Raw genomic sequence first — 17,620 nt, 5'->3', positions numbered from 1 at the left:
TTGGTTTTAGGAGTTTTAAGCGTTTTAGAGCAAAGATATTATTGACACATAAGTATAAAAAAATGGGTGTTCATATTGGATAAGGGTGAAGTAAAATTGACTCCACCCCAACATTTGACGTTGAACCTTTTTTTTAATAAGATTCTATTTTTGCTTGTATGAAATTGTTTATGCTAAGATGTAAATGTTGTACTACGTAGGAAATTGTATGATTCCTCAAACTAAATAAACTGAACCCATAAGGTTATAGGAGGAAGTAAGATGTCAAACGTAAATCGTGCCCAAATAGAAGAAGCGGTGCGTTTAATATTAGAAGCTATTGGAGAAGATCCAAATCGTGAAGGTCTACTTGATACTCCTAAGCGTGTAGCCAAAATGTATGAAGAGGTTTTTTCTGGCTTAAACCAAGATCCTAGAGAATACTTTGAAACAATCTTTGGTGAAGAACACGAGGAGCTTGTGTTGGTAAAGGATATTCCATTCTACTCTATGTGTGAGCATCACCTTGTACCGTTCTACGGAAAAGCTCATGTTGCCTATATCCCTAGGAACGGCAGGGTGACTGGCTTAAGTAAACTTGCAAGAGCTGTTGAGGCAGTCGCGAAAAGACCTCAGCTTCAAGAAAGAATTACTTCTACAGTTGCTAATTCGATAATGGAAAAGCTAGAACCACATGGGGTTATGGTTATTGTCGAAGCAGAGCACATGTGCATGACCATGAGAGGCGTTAAAAAGCCAGGATCTAAAACCGTTACATCTGCTGTCAGAGGAGTTTTAGCTGATGATGCTAGAGCTCGCGCAGAGGTATTATCATTGATAAAAAATTAGGCCTCACTTATTCTTAAGCGCTCCACACATTTGTAGATGTTATGAGTTATTTTATTGATCTTGGTCTATAAGCAAAGGGTAGTCCAATTAATATTTCGTTTCTATTTTTCGTTTAATAAAGGAAACTAAACATATCGGAAAAGGCTAAAAGAATTCTTTTGGCCTTTTCAAATATTTTGAAATGGATGTGTCAAAATATGGAAAAGAAACAGTCGGTAACTAGTGACTATGTTGTAATCAAAGCCGTTGAAGATGGTGTCAACGTAATTGGATTAACTAGAGGTACAGATACAAAGTTTCATCACTCAGAGAAGTTAGATAAAGGGGAAGTTCTTATTGCTCAATTTACTGAGCATACATCTGCAATAAAGGTTAGAGGGAATGCTAAAATTATAACATCTTATGGAGAGATAGAAAGCGAACCTAAAAAATAGAGTTAGACACATTAACAGAATCTTCTTTATTTTATTTCATACAACCCATTATTGCCTCTTTTATGATATAATGGTGACTGCCTTATTTTACTGCTTAGAAGGGCTTAATAAAGATAGTTTAGGCCCTGTTTCATACATATAAATAGTTATAAATACGATAAATTCTAATTATCTCAACCGATATGGATAACAATATAGATAGAGACTTCGGGGATACAAGGGTGATCATATTGCAAGATATTCAAAAAAAATTAGCGAATGTGAGGGAAATAGTTGAGGGGCGCATCAATCACCCTTACTTATTTCAGCATATACAGGCACCAATAATAGATGAAGATAAGCTTCTTTTTCTTGTATCCATTCTTAATCAATTAGATCTTTCAAAAGATAAAACGGAAGCCTACATCATTTCTACCATGCTTATTCAAATTGCCCTTGATACCCATGACCATGTTAGAAATACTGTAACAGAAGATGAAACTCAAAAGAGCCAGCAGTTAACGGTACTAGCCGGTGATTATTATAGTGGATTATATTATAAAATACTGGCTGAATCTGAGGATATAGACTTGATTCGAATTCTCTCAGAGGGAACCAAGAACATCAACGACCATAAGATTTCCTTTTATCAGCAAGATGCTAAAGACCTTAGCAATCTTATGGAGAGCTTAAAAACAATAGAGTCCAATCTCTTGGAAAAATTAACGAGTTTTTTCCAAGTGAAATATTGGGATGATGTTGTTGTGAATTTCTTATTGATTAAGCGTCTACTCTCCGAAAGGGAAATGTATCTAAATATGGGCACTTCAAATCTTTTTGAGGCTTTGATGAGATTGACTTTTCCTAAACATAATCGAACGTTAAAAGAACTTTCAATAGAGCAAAAAAACTATCTTGTCATCGTGTGCGATCGCTATATAGATTTCTCAAGAGACCTATTAAATAGAGCTAAAAGTAAAATTCCATTTTTAAATGAATTAGTGGATGAACGAATATCTAAGTTATTGGGTCAAACACCTGTAGCCAAAACATTTGCGGAAGAAGGGTAAAGGAATGCAACAATCAAAAGAAGAACGCGTTCATGGCGTTTTTGAAAAAATATCTGAAAACTACGATAAGATGAATTCCGTTATTAGCTTTCAGCAGCACAAAAAATGGCGAGAAGACACAATGAAAAAAATGCAGGTAGAGAAGGGTAAAAAAGCTCTTGATGTTTGCTGTGGTACGGCGGATTGGACAATTGCCTTAGCCAATGAAGTAGGCAAGACTGGTGAAGTTGTTGGATTAGACTTTAGCAAGAATATGCTGAAAATTGGAGAGGAAAAAGTTAAAAACCTAAATTTGGACCAAGTTACCTTAATGCACGGCAATGCAATGGAGCTACCATTTCCAGACGACACATTTGATTATGTAACCATCGGCTTTGGTTTAAGAAATGTCCCTGATTATTTACAGGTTTTAAAAGAAATGAACCGTGTATTAAAACCAGGTGGTATTGCTGTATGTTTAGAAACTTCACAACCTACGATGATTGGTTTTAGACAACTTTACTTCTTCTATTTCAGATTTATCATGCCTATTTTTGGAAAGCTTTTTGCTAAAAGTTATAATGAATATTCTTGGTTACAAGAGTCAGCTCGTGATTTTCCGGGAATGAAAGAGTTAGCGAAGATGTTTGAACGTGCTGGGTTTAACAATGTCTATTACAAGCCATATAGCTTAGGGGCTGCTGCAGTTCATATTGGTCAAAAATAATAGGCGATTAACAACAATTTTGTAGATTTTTATGGAAACAATAAACAATTCCGTTTTCAATTCCCTGAAATATATTCAAGCTGGGTGAATATTAAATGAAGTTAAAAATGACCTATTCATTTTTGAATTCCGATATTGGAATAATTGAAAAGACACTTGAGGATACAATTGAAGCTCAATCGCCTTTATTACGTGAGGCGTCCTTACATTTATTACAGGCCGGGGGAAAAAGAATTCGCCCCGTTTTTGTTTTGCTCGCAGGAAAATTTGGTAATTATAATATTGATGTCATAAAAGATGTTGCAGTTGCACTTGAACTTATCCATATGGCTTCACTTGTGCATGATGATGTAATTGATGATGCTGAGCTTCGTCGTGGTAAGCCGACCATCAAAGCCAAATGGGATAATCGAATAGCTATGTATACGGGTGATTATATCTTTGCTCGTTCATTAGAATTAATGACGAATATACAGAATGTTGAGGCTCACAAAATACTATCTAATACGATTGTTGAAGTATGTGTTGGTGAGATTGAGCAGATTAAGGATAAATATCGTTTTGACCAAAATCTTCGAGACTATCTTCGTAGAATTAAAAGAAAGACTGCTCTTTTAATTGCTTCAAGCTGTCAATTAGGTGCAGTAGCTGCAAATGTGAGTGAAGAAATCCATAAGAAATTATTTTTATTTGGTTATTATGTGGGCATGTCTTTTCAAATTACAGATGATATTTTAGATTTCACTGGAACGGAGAAGACGTTAGGAAAACCGGCAGGTGGAGACTTACTACAAGGAAACATTACACTTCCTGTTTTATATGCGATGGAGCAAGAGCATATTAAGGCTGAGATTGTTAAAGTTCATGAAAATATGAGTCGCCAAGAGATCAACCACATTATTGAATTAATTAAAGCTTCTGGGGCTATTGAAAAATCAATAGAGATTAGTGATAAGTATCTAGAAAAAGCTTTATCTGTGCTTCAAGAACTTCCTGATAATCGTGCGAAGAAAACTTTTAAAGATATTGCACAATACATCGGTAAACGAAAATTTTAAATTGATAAATTTTTGAAACAATGTTAATATTTTTCGTGGATTGCCTATAAAGGTAATGTGATACATAAAAGACATAGGAGTGGATTTTCATGGAAAGAACTTTCTTAATGGTAAAGCCAGATGGCGTACAACGTAATTTAATTGGTGAAATCGTTGCTCGTTTTGAGAAAAAAGGATTTCAATTAGTTGGTGGAAAATTAATGAGCATCTCTAAAGAACTTGCTGAGCAACACTACGGTGAGCATAAAGAGCGTCCTTTCTTCGGAGAGTTAGTAGATTTCATTACTTCTGGTCCTGTATTTGCAATGGTATGGGAAGGCGAGAATGCTATCGCTACAGCTCGTTTAATGATGGGAGCTACAAACCCTAAAGATTCTGCACCAGGAACAATTCGTGGCGATTTCGCAGCTACAGTTGGAAAGAACATTATCCACGGTTCAGATTCTCCTGAAAGTGCTGTACGTGAAATTGGTTTATTCTTCAAAGAAGAAGAGCTTGTAAACTATTCTAAATTAATGAATGAGTGGGTTAAATAATACCACTTAAAAAGAACTTGTCTTTGTACAAGTTCTTTTTTTTGTAACCGTATGCAATATGTTTGTGAACAAATATAGAAGATTCCTTCTTGGACAAAAACTTTTTGACAAAAAATGCTCCGTTTTTCCTGATTTTCGCTATACTTAGAGTATATTTGACAATTATCATATAAATTACGTATTAAACTTAATTAGGAAGTTAATAGAGGAGAACAGGATTATGGTGGATGATTATCAACAATTTATATTAAATATTAAAAAGAAAACAGGGATTGATTTAGCACTTTATAAAGAAGCTCAAATGAAAAGAAGACTGGTTTCTTTATATGAAAAAAAGGGATTCAAGTCGTTTCAAGACTTCTTTAATGCGATTAGCAAGGATAAAGAGCTTCTAAATGAATTTCTAGATCGAATGACGATTAATGTCTCAGAGTTTTACAGGAATAATAAAAGATGGAATGTTCTAGAACAACAACTACTTCCTAAAATGCTTCAAAGGAACAAACGTCTAAAAATATGGAGTGCAGCATGCTCAACTGGCGAAGAACCATATACAATTGCGATGATCATGTCAAAATTTATGCCGCTTTCCCAGGTTCAAATTCTAGCGACTGATATAGATGACAACGTAATTGCTAGAGCTAAAGTAGGGATGTATCCAGAGAGATCCTTAAACGAAGTACCCGAGGATATGAAGAGAAAGTATTTTACCCAAGATGGTAGTTTCTTTAAAGTTTCTGATGAGATTAAGAAAACCGTCACGTTCAAGAAGCATAATCTTTTAGCAGACTCCTTTGGGGGACCATTTGATTTAATCGTCTGTAGAAACGTGCTTATCTATTTTACGGAAGAAGCGAAGGATATCTTGTACAAGAAATTTAGCAATGCTTTGAATAAGGATGGTATTTTCTTTGTAGGAAGCACGGAACAAATATTCAACCCTTCTTTATATGACTTTGAAACTGAAGACACATTTTTCTATCGAAAAAAGTAAGAGCCTGCATTTGGGCTCTTAGATTGTCGAAAAAAGGGCATCGAGACTGATGCCTTTTTTCTGTATCTATTTAATTGCAGGTAAAATGGTTGATTTCCGCTTCCGCTCCAGGCGCTTGCTTTCCGGGGGACAGGCGGTGAGCCTCCTGGGAAGAATTAAAAGCGAATTCTTCCTTCATCGCTCTCGCTCTTGCGGGGTCTCAACTGTTCCGCTACTCCCCAGGAGTCAAGCGCCTTCCGCTCCGATCAACCTAAGTTTTGTCATCTTAAGCAACTTTCCATGTCCATGTTGCTGGTTTTTTTAAGTTCATGGAAGCAAACGTAAGCATCGCCTGCATGGACAATTTTTTAATACCTCGTAAGGTTGTCCATCGCATATCATTCTTCTCCTTCAAATCAGCAAAGACACGTTGAATCGTTTCTTTACTTTTTGCATATATTTCTTTGATTTCATCCGTATGGCGTAAATGTTCTGCTGCTTCTAAGTAAGCCTCCAAATATGAATTGTATGAAAACCATCTTAAACAAACGACAGGATCAATACTTGGACGGCCGATCACTGAATATAAGTTTTCAACCATGGGATAGATGAACGTGAAATCAAGGGCTGACTCCAGCTTACGTACCAAATGATTTCAGGAACTAATAAATCCATAGTCAGCATTTCTAACTGTTCACGTTCATTGGATTGGTTTTGGGTCATCATAATTGGTCACCTCATGGGTTATACAGTTTACTAAGTTGATTGGAGCGGAGGGCGACGACTCCTGCGGGAATAGTGCGAAACTTGAGACCCCGCAGGGAGCAGAGCGACTGAGGAGGCTCAAGTCGCACCCCGCGGAAAGCGTTCGCTCGTAGCGTAAATCAACGGTTATTTAGATATAATTTATTTTAAATGAAAAAAACTGCAGGAAAACTCCTGAATTAATCGAGTTTGTCTACAGTCTGAGAGCCTACATTTGGGCTCTTTTTTTTGTGCAGTCAACATAAAAATCTTTCGCATAAACCATTTTTTGTTATTATAGAATGAATACCAATCTAGGATTTTTGAGTTTAAAAGCGAGCCTTTGTTAATCACAACATGGTCGTGATAAAATGACTTCAATCTAACATAAGTGTTTCTTTTTACAACGATGTAGTAGGTAATTATTATTTATAATTTTCAAACTTACACTGTTTTTATTTTTATGCTTATGTTATATTGGTACAAAACAAAATCCTTTAACGAGTTGAAGGGGGAAAGAGTTATGAGATATTTGACATCTGGAGAGTCCCATGGACCTCAGTTAACAACGATTATTGAAGGGTTACCAGCGGGTATGCCCATAACAGCAGAAGATATAAATGCAGATCTAGCTCGCCGCCAAAAAGGTCATGGCAGAGGTAGAAGAATGCAAATCGAAAAGGATACTGTTCAAATTGTTGGTGGTATCAGACATGGATACACGTTAGGTTCACCTGTTTCCTTAGTGGTAGAAAATAATGATTGGAAGCATTGGACAAAAATCATGGGACAAGAGCCGATTAGTGAAGATGAGGAGGAAGAAGTTAAAAGGAAAATCTCACGCCCACGGCCTGGACATGCGGATTTGAATGGTGCCCTAAAATACGGACATAGAGATATGAGAAATGTGTTAGAGCGATCCTCGGCAAGGGAAACTACCGTTAGGGTAGCAGCAGGAGCAGTTGCTAAGAAACTTTTAGCCCTATTAGGTATTCAAGTTGCTTCCCATGTGATTGAAATCGGGGGAGTAAAATCAAATGTATCTACATACGAATCCATTGAAAAGTTACAAGAAATCACAGAGAGTTCACCCGTAAGATGTTTAGATCCAGTCGCAGAAAAGGAAATGATGAATGCAATTGATGAGGCTAAAAAAAATGGAGACTCTATTGGTGGTATCGTTGAAGTGATTGTCGAGGGGATGCCTCCAGGTGTAGGGAGTTATGTTCATTACGATAGAAAACTAGATGCAAAATTAGCAGGTGCCATTGTAAGTATAAATGCATTTAAGGGAGTAGAATTTGGGATTGGATTTGACGCAGCTAGAAAGCCAGGGAGTCAGGTTCATGACGAGATCTCTTGGAATAAAGAAGATGGATATTATAGAAAAACAAATCGCCTTGGAGGATTCGAAGGTGGTATGTCCACGGGTATGCCGATTGTGGTACGTGGTGTAATGAAGCCAATTCCAACACTTTATAAGCCTCTTCAAAGTATTGATATTGAAACAAAAGAGCCCTTTTCTGCAAGTATTGAAAGATCTGATAGCTGTGCCGTCCCTGCAGCTGCTGTGGTTGCTGAGAGTGTAATCGCTTGGGAGCTTGCTTCGGCTATAGTGGATCAATTTTATTCAGACAGAATGGAGTCTTTAATTGAATCCGTTGAGAATCAACGCAAGTATGCGAGGGAGTTTTAATGGAAACAATCCTTATTCAAACTCCTTCAAAGAAGTACCCAGTACATATTGGATCTGGTGTAATTGAAGGACTTTCTAGTTACCTAATTAAATCATTTCCTTCTATTACAAACGTGATGATTATTACGGATGAAAATGTAGCAGATTTATATTTGAATAAATTAGTAAACACCTTAGCAACCATTGATACAGTTTCATATGTAGTGCCTAGTGGAGAAAAAGCAAAGACTTTTGATGTGTACTATCAATGTCTAACATTTGCACTTCAACAAAAGTTAGACAGAAAATCATTGGTCCTTGCTTTTGGTGGGGGTGCAGTCGGTGATTTAGCGGGGTTTGTCGCTGGAACATTTATGAGGGGGATTCCGTTCATTCAAGTTCCTACTACTATTTTAGCTCATGATAGTGCTGTCGGTGGTAAGGTCGCTATTAATCATCCTCTAGGAAAGAACATGATTGGTGTTTTTTATCAGCCCGAAGCCGTGTATTATGATCTAAACTTCCTTAAATCATTACCTTTAAGAGAGAAACGTTCAGGATTTGCTGAGGTCATTAAGCATGGATTGATTCAGGATGTTTCCTTTTATGAATGGCTATTGGAGCACATTCACAGTCTAGATGATTTAACAGAAGAACAACTAAGTTATTGTCTGGCTAGGGGAATCACGATTAAAGGTGCAATTGTTTCTCAGGACGAGAAGGAATCTGGAATAAGAGCATTCTTAAATTTAGGCCACACGCTAGGTCATGCTATTGAAGCGGAAGCTGGGTATGGGGAGATTTCACACGGTGAAGCTGTAATCATTGGTATGGTCTTTGCACTTCAGATTAGTAGTGATAAATTAGGCTTCACTTTTAATCATGAGAAATTAGTAAGTTGGTTAAACCAGCTTGGGTATGATACCGAAGTACCCTCTCATTTAAGTGTCGAACGATTACTAGAAAAAATGAAACAAGATAAAAAATCAGTCGGCCAGACTGTTCAGTTTGTCCTATTAAAAGAAATCGGTCAACCAGTTATGATGGGAATAGATGATGATTATATCGTTAACAAGTTGAAAGGCTTTCTAAAAACGGGGGAGGAATGAAGATGATTAGAGGGGTAAGAGGAGCCATCACCGTTCAGGAAAATAATGAGGAACAAATCGTAGATGCAACCAAAAAATTAATGGTTCAAATTATTGAAGAAAATAACATCCATGCAGAAGATGTTGCATCAGTTTTTATTTCTGTTACAGATGATATAACAGCAGCCTTTCCTGCGAAAGCATTGAGATTGCTTGAAGGTTGGACACATGTTCCGGTCATGTGTATGAAAGAGATACCGGTTCCGGGTTCGTTAAACAAGTGTATTCGGGTCATGATTCACCATAATACGACTGAAAAACAATCTGAAGTAAAGCATGTTTATTTAGAGGGAGCTGTCGGATTAAGACCAGATCTAAAGGCTTTATAGTAAGCAATGCTCTTAATCTAGGTAAGGGAATTGTTTAAACAAAAATAGCCTAAATCTTAACAATTATGATATAGTTAAATAAATCCTTTCGTACTTTAATTTGATAACAAGAGAAAGTGTTTGGGTGAAAAAATATTCTCTGCGTTCATTCGTTTTAAGAGTACAAAAGAGCCTAGAAAGAGTTATATGAGGTGGAAAAGATGAGATGGAAAGATCAAATACTAAAGCTTACACCATATCAACCTGGTAAATCTACAGATGAAGTAAAAAAACAGTACCAGCTAGAACGTATTGTAAAATTGGCTTCTAACGAGAATCCGTCTGGATGCTCTAATAAAGTCAAAGAAGCTGTTCAAAATATGGCGAAGTATGCGATTTATCCTGATGGGTATGCGACTAATTTGCGAAATGCTTTATCAGAATTTTTGAAGGTGAAACCTGAACAATTAATTTTCGGAAATGGTTCAGATGAAATTATTCTTATTATTGCGCGAGCACTACTTCGTCCAGGGTATAACACCGTTATGGCTACTCCAACCTTTCCTCAATATCGTCATAATGCCATTATTGAGGGGGCTGAGATAAGAGAGGTTCCGTTAATTAATGGTGAACATGATCTAGATGGAATGCTGAATGCTATTGATGAAAAAACCAATGTGGTATGGGTGTGTAGCCCGAATAATCCAACAGGTGCATATATCTCGGAATCGAAACTAATTGCATTTTTACAGGAGGTTCCTAAGGAGACTCTAGTTGTACTTGATGAAGCATACTACGAATATGTAGTTGCTCAAGACTACTATAATTCGATTCGTTTAACAGAGAACTTTGATAATCTTATTGTGTTGAGAACGTTCTCGAAAATATATGGATTAGCTAGTTTTCGAGTGGGTTATGGAGTAAGTAATGCAAATGTGATTCGGGCGCTAGAACCTGCACGAGAGCCATTCAATGTTAACTCGTTTGCACAAGTAGCTGCAATCGCTGCCTTAGGAGATCAGGAATTTGTTCAAGCCTGTAGCGAACAAAATAGGAAGGGACTAGAACAGTTCTATACGTTCTGCCACGACCACAATTTGTCGTATACACCATCACAAGGAAACTTTATCTTAATTGACTTTAACGTTGAGGGGAATGAAGTTTTCCAATACTTACTTGAAAGAGGATATATCGTACGCTCTGGAAATGCCCTTGGATTCCCAACATCTGTACGTATTACTGTTGGATCTGAGGAAGAGAACACAGGCATCATTGGAGTGTTAAAGCAATTCCTAACAGAAAAAGCAGCTCTTTCATAAGTTGTTGATCATTTGCTATACGGAATCTGGTTGTGAAAATATACTTTATGGTTAAAAAACAGACTTCCTTATGGTAAATAGTCATTTTTTGGCTAGTTGAAACTCATAAAAAAATATAGATAGAGAGGCTATTCACAAGCACTTGTGAACAGCCTCTTTAATAGCATCTAAAAGGCGGGTGATCCCTTGAAAGGCCATGTATTTGTAATAGGGTTAGGACTCATCGGGGGTTCATTAGCACTATGTATAAAACAGAAGCATCCTGATTCCACTATTATTGGTTACGATATTAATGATGAGCAATGTAAGCTCGCTAAAATGCTCGGTGTCATAGATGAAATAGCAGATACCATTGAAGCAGGAGCTGTTCAAGCTGATTTGATTGTTATTTCAACACCAGTGAAGGAAACAGAACATATATTAGAGCTTTTGAATGAACTTCCGCTAAAAAATAATGTAATTGTAACGGATGCAGGAAGCACAAAAGAAGAAATTGTTAAGAAAGCATTATGTTTGAAGGAAAAGAGGATCACATTTATTGGCGGTCATCCTATGGCTGGTTCCCATAAAAGTGGAGTGACTGCAGCAAAGTCCATACTCTTTGAAAATGCTTTTTACCTTCTAACCCCTCAAGAACATATAGAAAAAGACAAAATTGATATACTAAAAGAATGGCTTTCTGGTACGAAGGCAAAGTTTTTAATTCTTTCTCCAGAAGAGCATGATTACTTAACAGGTGTCATTAGTCATTTCCCACATGTCATAGCAGCTTCTTTAGTTCATCAGGCAGAGCAAACTAGCCAAGATCAAAATCTAGTTACTAGACTCGCAGCAGGAGGCTTTAGAGATATTACGAGAATAGCTTCTAGTAGCCCTGAAATGTGGAGAGATATTTCTTTACACAATAAAAAGGTACTTCTCACTCTACTTGAACGATGGCAAACTGAGATGGAAAAAGTCGTGACCATGCTAAAGGAAGAAAATGGTGAAGAAATATATAACTACTTCTTTGATGCGAAGCAATTCCGTGATGAACTCCCTATTAGAGAAAAGGGTGCAATTCCTGCTTTTTATGATTTATTTGTTGATGTACCAGACTATCCAGGTGTGATTTCTGAGATAACTGGCTACTTAGCAGAAGAAAATATTAGCATAACCAATATTCGAATTTTAGAAACGAGAGAAACTATATATGGCGTTCTAGTCATTAGCTTTCAAACAGAAGAGGATCGTGAACGTGCTGCTCAATGCATTAAGCATTACACGGACTACGAAACATCGATTGGACCATAAACGTGGGAAGGTAGGGTTGTAAAGATGACCTATGCTCAGCTAACAACAAATATTAAAAAGTTAGAAGGACAGATCACTGTTCCAGGAGATAAATCTATTTCCCACCGATCTATTATGTTCGGAGCCATTTCAAATGGCTTAACAACAGTAACAAATTTCCTAATGGGCGAAGATTGCTTAAGTACCATTTCGTGTTTTAGAAAATTAGGAATCGATATTCATTTGGAAGACGATCAAGTACTTGTTCATGGCAAAGGATTAGATGGTCTTAAGGAACCTTCTGACATATTAGATGTTGGGAATTCAGGTACAACCATACGATTAATGTTAGGAATCTTATCGGGTTGCCCTTTTTATACGACTTTAATAGGTGATCATTCTATTGGAAAGCGACCTATGACTAGAGTTACCAAACCATTAATGGAAATGGGTGCTCTAATAGATGGTAGAAATAATGGTGAATATACCCCTATTTCTATTAGAGGTGGTAGTTTAAAAAGTTTTCACTATACACTTCCAGTTGCGAGCGCGCAAGTTAAATCATGTTTACTTTTTGCAGGTATGCAGGCAGAAGGAACAACAACCATTATAGAGTCAGTACAAACAAGGGACCATACCGAAAGAATGATTAGAAAGTTTGGTGGAGAGGTGGTTGTGAAGGACCGGTCTGTAACCATTCAAGGAGGTCAATCCTTCCAAGGAACAACTGTGCATGTACCAGGAGACATCTCTTCTGCGGCATTTTTCTTAGTTGCTGGTGCAATCGTACCCAACAGTGAAATTCACCTAAAAAATGTAGGTCTAAATCCAACTAGAACAGGGATTATCGACGTTATGAAGGATATGGGTGCCGATTTACAGATTGTCAACGAACAGTATGATTCATTTGAACCTGTAGGAGATATTGTGATTAAATATTCATCTCTTAAAGGTACTGTAATTGAAGGAGAGCTAATTCCAAGGCTCATAGATGAAATCCCTATCATTGCCCTTCTAGCAACACAAGCTGAAGGGGTAACGGTTATAAAAGATGCTGAAGAGTTGAAAGTGAAAGAAACAAATCGGATTGATACGGTTGTAAATGAGCTTTCTAAACTTGGTGCTCGTATTGAAGCAACAAAAGACGGAATGGTTATTTACGGGCGAAGTACTCTACAAGGCGGAAAAGTGGATAGTCATGGGGATCATCGAATAGGTATGATGCTAGCAATTGCTGGCTTACTATGCCAAGGGGATGTGGCACTTACGAACAAGGAAGCAATATCCGTTTCTTATCCAACTTTCTTCTCCCATTTAGAAAGTTTAATTCAATAAGCAAACAAAAACTACAGTCAGAAAAGGCTGTAGTTTTTATATTGAGGGAATAGGAAGCAATGTCTAATTTGGGACAAACAGTCATATTTTCTAAAAAAATTCATAGCTTGTCATAAGACCGTAAAAGAGGGTGGTTTTATGGCGTATATCATAGAGAACGCAAATATCTTAAAGAAAAAGAAACTTGAAACAACATCACTCTTAGTTAAAGACAAACGTATATCCTCCATCAGATCTACCTTAAAGAGGTATTCTTACGTGAGGATGAATGCAAGTCCATATGTGATGACTCCGCCTTATACTGTTTTTGATCCACATATTCCATTTGATAAATCCTTTTCGGAAATGAAAGAGTATTACATTAGCCAATTTATTAAAAAAGGCTGTACCTCATTTTTAACATACACAGAAGTTGAACAAGAATATTTATTACGTGATAAACTTAAATCATTAAAAGCCCACCTACTGAATAGTCCTATTGATTTTGTAATAGGAGTAAAAATACCAATTCGATTATTAACTCCAGACTTTATTCGAAAAACAAAGAGGGAGAAAGTTCCGATTCTCTTTGTGGAAGTTGAACATTCGGACGAGCTCTTTGATATTCCTTGGGGGTGGATAAGGGAGGCTATGTTTCCTTATAATGCGCCAATTTCACCTGTTTTTAAGGGGGATAAGCCCAGGGATATAAACAAAAGTAAGTCCATATGGAAAGAAATTATGGAGAAAGAGAAAATCCCTTCTACAAAAGATGAGATCCGAGAACGCGAGCCGATTTCCTTTCAAAATCTCTGTAAAATTGGTATTCTTCCTCTAAAGTCAATTATTCATCAGGGAGGGGAAGTGAGCTATAACTTTTATGAACAGTCTCAAGAAATCAGTAATATTGAAGATTCCGAGTTATTTCTTTATCATAATGATAAACTATTGATTACTGTTCATAAGGATACTGTTATCCGTGCCGGGGATCATGTTTTGTATCGTCCAGGTTTTGGAGAACATGTCATAATAAACACCCCCTCTTTCTTTGTGTATGAGGAATAGGTAGGAAAGGATTTATCATATGGAAAAAATCGAGAAAATCATCACCCTTTTAGAAAACGGTCAACACGAAGAAGCAATTAAAGATTATAACCAAATTTTAATGAATGGAACAAACGAAGAAAGAATCGTATTAGGAGAAGAACTATTCCAGTATGGATTTCTAGAGGAAGCAAAGGCGTTGTTTCAAAAGCTTTTAGAATCATATCCTGAAGAGGGCGAACTATTGGTTCTTCTTGCTGAGACTTTTATAGAACTCGGTGATGAAGATCAGGCGATGCTAGAGCTTGAAAAAATTAATGAAAATGATGCTAGCTTCCCACAGGCACTTCTACTCTTAGCAGATCTTTACCAAATGGAAGGTCTTTATGAAGTTAGTGAACAGAAGCTTCTAAAAGCAAAGTCAATTTTACCCGATGAACCGATTATTGAATTTGCTCTGGGTGAACTTTTTTTAGAACAAGGGAAGTTCACAGAAGCAATCAAAGCCTATAAGCAGGTTATTCAAACAGATAATGAAATTGCCGGAGTAAATGTACATCAAAGGCTTGGAGATGCACTAAGTGCAGGAGGAGCCTTTGAAGAAGCGATTCCCTATTATGAGAAGGCGCTCGAGGACAAGCTGGAAATAAATACATTATTTAGCTATGCTTTTACTGCCTTACAAGCAGGCTATAATAAAACTGCTATTGAAAAATTTAATGAATTAAAGGAAATTGATCCTGAATATCATTCTTTATATCTATATTTAGCAAAAGCATATGAACGGGAAGAAGAGCTTGAAGATAGCTTTAGTGCTGTTAAAGAAGGAATTAAACAAGACGAATATAACAAGGATTTATATTTCTATGGCGGCAAAATAGCTTTAAAGATTGGCAAGGAACAAGAAGCAGAACAACTTTTTCGGGAGGCATTGGCACTAGATCCTGAATTTATTGAAGCTGCCATTACAATTAATAAGCTTTTCCTGAAGCAAGAGAAATATGAAGATGTGCTTGAGATTGTAGACTTGTTGCAACAAAACGGCATAGATGAACCTGAATTGTTATGGGATGAGGCTATTGCATTACAACATTTAGAAAAATATTCACAGGCATTAAACAAATATCAACTTGCATATAATTTCTTTAAGAATCAATCGGAGTTTCTAACAGATTACGGATATTTTCTCATGGAGGAAGGAAAAAGGCATGAGGCCGCCGAAATTTTTACTAAGCTTCTAGAAAATGATCCGTCTAATGTGGAGTATGAAGAAATACTCGAGAGGCTTACCGATGATTTAAATTAATTCTGGTGTTGATCATCAAAAAAAGTTGTATGCAGAGGAGGGAAGCTTCGATGACGACCCCTGTATCTGTCAACGAGAAAAAAGACTTTATTCGCTGGTTTTTAAATCACTATCAGTTAAAAAGACGGGAATGTGTATGGATCTTAAACTATTTAATGAGTCATGATCAGTTAATGGAAAGGGTACATTTTGTTGATCAAGCGCAGTATTGTCCACGGGGGCTAGTGATGTCGACTCATTGTGTGGATGAAGTTCCATTCCGTTTCTACAAGGAAAATGTCATGACGACTGATGCTGAAAAGTCTTTTCATGACATCCGTCTAAACAGAGAAGAAGAAATTTATATTCAACTAAATTTCCACGCATCTAACCAGGCACATCAGTATGCAGCAGTTCTCGAGGAAAATCCCTTTATGCCAAAGAATCTTCAAATTAGCGATAAGGATCGTTTAATCGCAGAGAAGTTCTTAACGACAAGTATAAAAAAATTTCAGAGAGAAAAATTACTGGAGTTGATCGATCAAGCATTGGATCAACAAGATGCGGTTGCCTTTGAACGATTAACAGAGCAACTAAAGAAAGTGGAAAAGGTGAATGATGGAAGCTTGCTGTAACAGGCAGGCTTTTTTATTTTGTTAGAAAACATACTTATATCTAACTGGAATATATGGAAAGATATGCATAGAAAATATAAAAACAGATTTTTGCACATTACCTATTTCCCTTTAATAGAAAGTGGTATGATAATGATGGATTTTAAAGAATAATTGGAGTGATTTAAATGAAATGGATTCCGCAGGATATTGATATGTTCTTAAATGCAAAAGAGTATGTAGATACAGCTGTTATACCATTACTTCCTATCTCTTTTAAAGATGATATAAAGCAAACAGCGTCAATGAGTGAATTTATAACACTACTGTCTATTCAACTTGAAAGACAATTTAAAGGTCGCCTTCTTATGTTGCCAGGTCTTACATATTTGAAAAATAGTTCGGAAGACAAGCTGTTAGAGAATGTCCTAGAGTGGGAAAAAGAACTCTCTGAAAATGGCTTTAAGCATATCTTTTACGTAACGAGTGATAGTGATTGGAAGGCTAAGGAACAGGATTTAGAGGGGGCTCTAATATGGCTTCCATCAATTCCACTTGAACATATGGAAGATAGCTATCGAATTTCTATTTTAGAAAATCAGGTAAAACAATTGATTAATTTATTTGTCCAAAAATGGCAAGCAAGTGAATAACAGAGATTTTAGTCACATTGTTGCCATCCTTTAGCAAAGGATTTTATTGACCTTGGCTAAAGATTGATATATCATGGTTATGTCCTAGTTTTATATTGTGTTGAATTTTGTCCGTTGGACTAGCACACTTCATAATAGAGGGGGGAAAAGTATGAGCAAACATCGCGTTTCTAGACGTCAATTCCTAAACTATACACTTACTGGTGTAGGTGGATTTATGGCTGCAGGAATGTTAATGCCAATGGTTCGTTTTGCTGTAGATCCAGTGTTGAAAGCGTCTGCAGGTGGTGACTTTATCGCAACACCACAAAAAGTAGCCGACATCACTAATGAGCCGACTCGAGTTGACTTTACATTTGAACAACAAGATGCTTGGTACACTTCAGAAGTTACGAACACTGCTTGGGTTTATAAGGATGAAAACGGAGAAATCGTTGCCTTGTCACCTATTTGTAAACATTTGGGCTGCGTAGTTGACTGGAATAAGGATAAAACGAATCCAGATCACTTCTTCTGTCCATGTCATAACGGTCTTTACACGAAAGACGGTACCAACGTACCTGGTACTCCGCCAATCGCACCGTTAGACGTTTATCCATTTGAAGAAAGAGACGGTTACCTATACTTAGGTAAAGCAAAACCGAGAGGGGGGGCGTAATA

At 36.9% G+C, this 17,620-nt stretch carries 18 protein-coding genes and 2 pseudogenes; 18 read left to right on the top strand and 2 right to left on the bottom strand.

Translation table 11 applies throughout. The annotated features are described in order from the left end of the window. Positions 1–261: 261 nt before the first annotated feature. The 7 genes from folE (at position 262) to ACFYKX_RS16680 (ending at position 5,605) form a co-directional block, all read left to right on the top strand. Positions 262–828 carry a GTP cyclohydrolase I FolE gene (folE, locus tag ACFYKX_RS16710; RefSeq protein ID WP_389362199.1) on the top strand — a complete coding sequence of 189 codons (567 nt, stop codon included), beginning with the start codon at positions 262–264 and terminating at the stop codon, positions 826–828. A gap of 197 nt (positions 829–1,025) precedes the next feature. Then, the gene (gene mtrB / locus ACFYKX_RS16705) at positions 1,026–1,262 is read left to right on the top strand and encodes a trp RNA-binding attenuation protein MtrB (protein ID WP_389362198.1); all 237 of its coding nucleotides are present in this window, start codon (positions 1,026–1,028) and stop codon (positions 1,260–1,262) included. Positions 1,263–1,483: 221 nt separating this feature from the next. Next, a complete protein-coding gene (locus ACFYKX_RS16700; RefSeq protein WP_389362197.1) occupies positions 1,484–2,311 on the top strand; it encodes a heptaprenyl diphosphate synthase component 1 in 828 nt (275 codons plus the stop codon). Positions 2,312–2,315: 4 nt separating this feature from the next. Then, a complete protein-coding gene (locus tag ACFYKX_RS16695; RefSeq protein WP_389362196.1) occupies positions 2,316–3,017 on the top strand; it encodes a demethylmenaquinone methyltransferase in 702 nt (233 codons plus the stop codon). Between the two features lie 95 nt (positions 3,018–3,112). Further along, complete coding sequence (gene hepT / locus ACFYKX_RS16690) at positions 3,113–4,075, top strand: heptaprenyl diphosphate synthase component II (protein WP_389362195.1); 963 nt, start codon at positions 3,113–3,115, stop codon at positions 4,073–4,075. Between the two features lie 89 nt (positions 4,076–4,164). After that, on the top strand, positions 4,165–4,611 hold the full coding sequence (gene ndk, locus ACFYKX_RS16685) for a nucleoside-diphosphate kinase (RefSeq protein ID WP_389362194.1): 447 nt from the start codon (positions 4,165–4,167) through the stop codon (positions 4,609–4,611). 220 nt (positions 4,612–4,831) lie between these two features. Next, positions 4,832–5,605, top strand: a complete 774-nt coding sequence (locus ACFYKX_RS16680; protein WP_389362193.1) for a CheR family methyltransferase — start codon at positions 4,832–4,834, stop codon at positions 5,603–5,605. A 265-nt stretch (positions 5,606–5,870) separates the two neighbouring features. Here ACFYKX_RS16680 and ACFYKX_RS16675 read toward each other — a convergent pair. Both ACFYKX_RS16675 and ACFYKX_RS16670 read right to left on the bottom strand, forming a co-directional pair. Next, a pseudogene (locus tag ACFYKX_RS16675) lies at positions 5,871–6,098 on the bottom strand (transposase); the annotation flags it as partial. Next, a pseudogene (locus tag ACFYKX_RS16670) lies at positions 6,076–6,310 on the bottom strand (IS5/IS1182 family transposase); the annotation flags it as partial. The pseudogenes ACFYKX_RS16670 and ACFYKX_RS16675, both read right to left, overlap by 23 nt. 541 nt (positions 6,311–6,851) lie before the next feature. Between ACFYKX_RS16670 and aroC the strand changes: the two are divergent. The 11 genes from aroC (at position 6,852) to ACFYKX_RS16615 (ending at position 17,618) form a co-directional block, all read left to right on the top strand. After that, positions 6,852–8,024 carry a chorismate synthase gene (aroC, locus tag ACFYKX_RS16665; protein WP_389362192.1) on the top strand — a complete coding sequence of 391 codons (1,173 nt, stop codon included), beginning with the start codon at positions 6,852–6,854 and terminating at the stop codon, positions 8,022–8,024. Then, positions 8,024–9,112 (top strand): 3-dehydroquinate synthase, encoded by a 1,089-nt coding sequence (gene aroB, locus ACFYKX_RS16660; RefSeq protein ID WP_389362191.1) that lies wholly within the window; start codon positions 8,024–8,026, stop codon positions 9,110–9,112. Before aroC ends, aroB begins: the two co-directional genes overlap by 1 nt. A 2-nt stretch (positions 9,113–9,114) precedes the next feature. Continuing rightward, complete coding sequence (aroH, locus tag ACFYKX_RS16655) at positions 9,115–9,480, top strand: chorismate mutase (RefSeq protein ID WP_389362190.1); 366 nt, start codon at positions 9,115–9,117, stop codon at positions 9,478–9,480. A 200-nt stretch (positions 9,481–9,680) separates the two neighbouring features. Further along, a complete protein-coding gene (hisC, locus tag ACFYKX_RS16650) occupies positions 9,681–10,778 on the top strand; it encodes a histidinol-phosphate transaminase (RefSeq protein WP_389362189.1) in 1,098 nt (365 codons plus the stop codon). A gap of 186 nt (positions 10,779–10,964) precedes the next feature. Next, positions 10,965–12,071, top strand: coding sequence for a prephenate dehydrogenase (locus ACFYKX_RS16645; protein WP_389362188.1), 1,107 nt, complete (start codon positions 10,965–10,967; stop codon positions 12,069–12,071). A 24-nt stretch (positions 12,072–12,095) separates the two neighbouring features. Continuing rightward, positions 12,096–13,385: a 3-phosphoshikimate 1-carboxyvinyltransferase gene (aroA, locus tag ACFYKX_RS16640; protein ID WP_389362187.1), complete on the top strand. Its 1,290-nt coding sequence runs from the start codon at positions 12,096–12,098 to the stop codon at positions 13,383–13,385. Positions 13,386–13,523: 138 nt separating this feature from the next. Beyond that, a complete protein-coding gene (locus ACFYKX_RS16635; RefSeq protein ID WP_389362186.1) occupies positions 13,524–14,429 on the top strand; it encodes a hypothetical protein in 906 nt (301 codons plus the stop codon). 19 nt (positions 14,430–14,448) lie between these two features. Next, positions 14,449–15,714 (top strand): tetratricopeptide repeat protein, encoded by a 1,266-nt coding sequence (locus tag ACFYKX_RS16630; protein WP_389362185.1) that lies wholly within the window; start codon positions 14,449–14,451, stop codon positions 15,712–15,714. 50 nt (positions 15,715–15,764) lie between these two features. After that, a complete protein-coding gene (locus tag ACFYKX_RS16625; RefSeq protein ID WP_389362184.1) occupies positions 15,765–16,328 on the top strand; it encodes a ReoY family proteolytic degradation factor in 564 nt (187 codons plus the stop codon). A 167-nt stretch (positions 16,329–16,495) separates the two neighbouring features. Further along, the gene (locus ACFYKX_RS16620) at positions 16,496–16,960 is read left to right on the top strand and encodes a YpiF family protein (protein WP_389362183.1); all 465 of its coding nucleotides are present in this window, start codon (positions 16,496–16,498) and stop codon (positions 16,958–16,960) included. A 151-nt stretch (positions 16,961–17,111) separates the two neighbouring features. After that, entirely contained in the window at positions 17,112–17,618 is a 507-nt protein-coding gene (locus ACFYKX_RS16615; RefSeq protein WP_389362182.1) for a QcrA and Rieske domain-containing protein, read from the top strand. Positions 17,619–17,620: the final 2 nt, after the last annotated feature.

The organism is Cytobacillus spartinae (assembly GCF_042865285.1).
GTDB classification, from domain to species: domain Bacteria; phylum Bacillota; class Bacilli; order Bacillales; family Cytobacillaceae; genus Robertmurraya_A; species Robertmurraya_A spartinae.
Note: the sequence above shows the minus strand (reverse complement) of the source record. Positions and strands in the feature narration are given on the sequence as shown.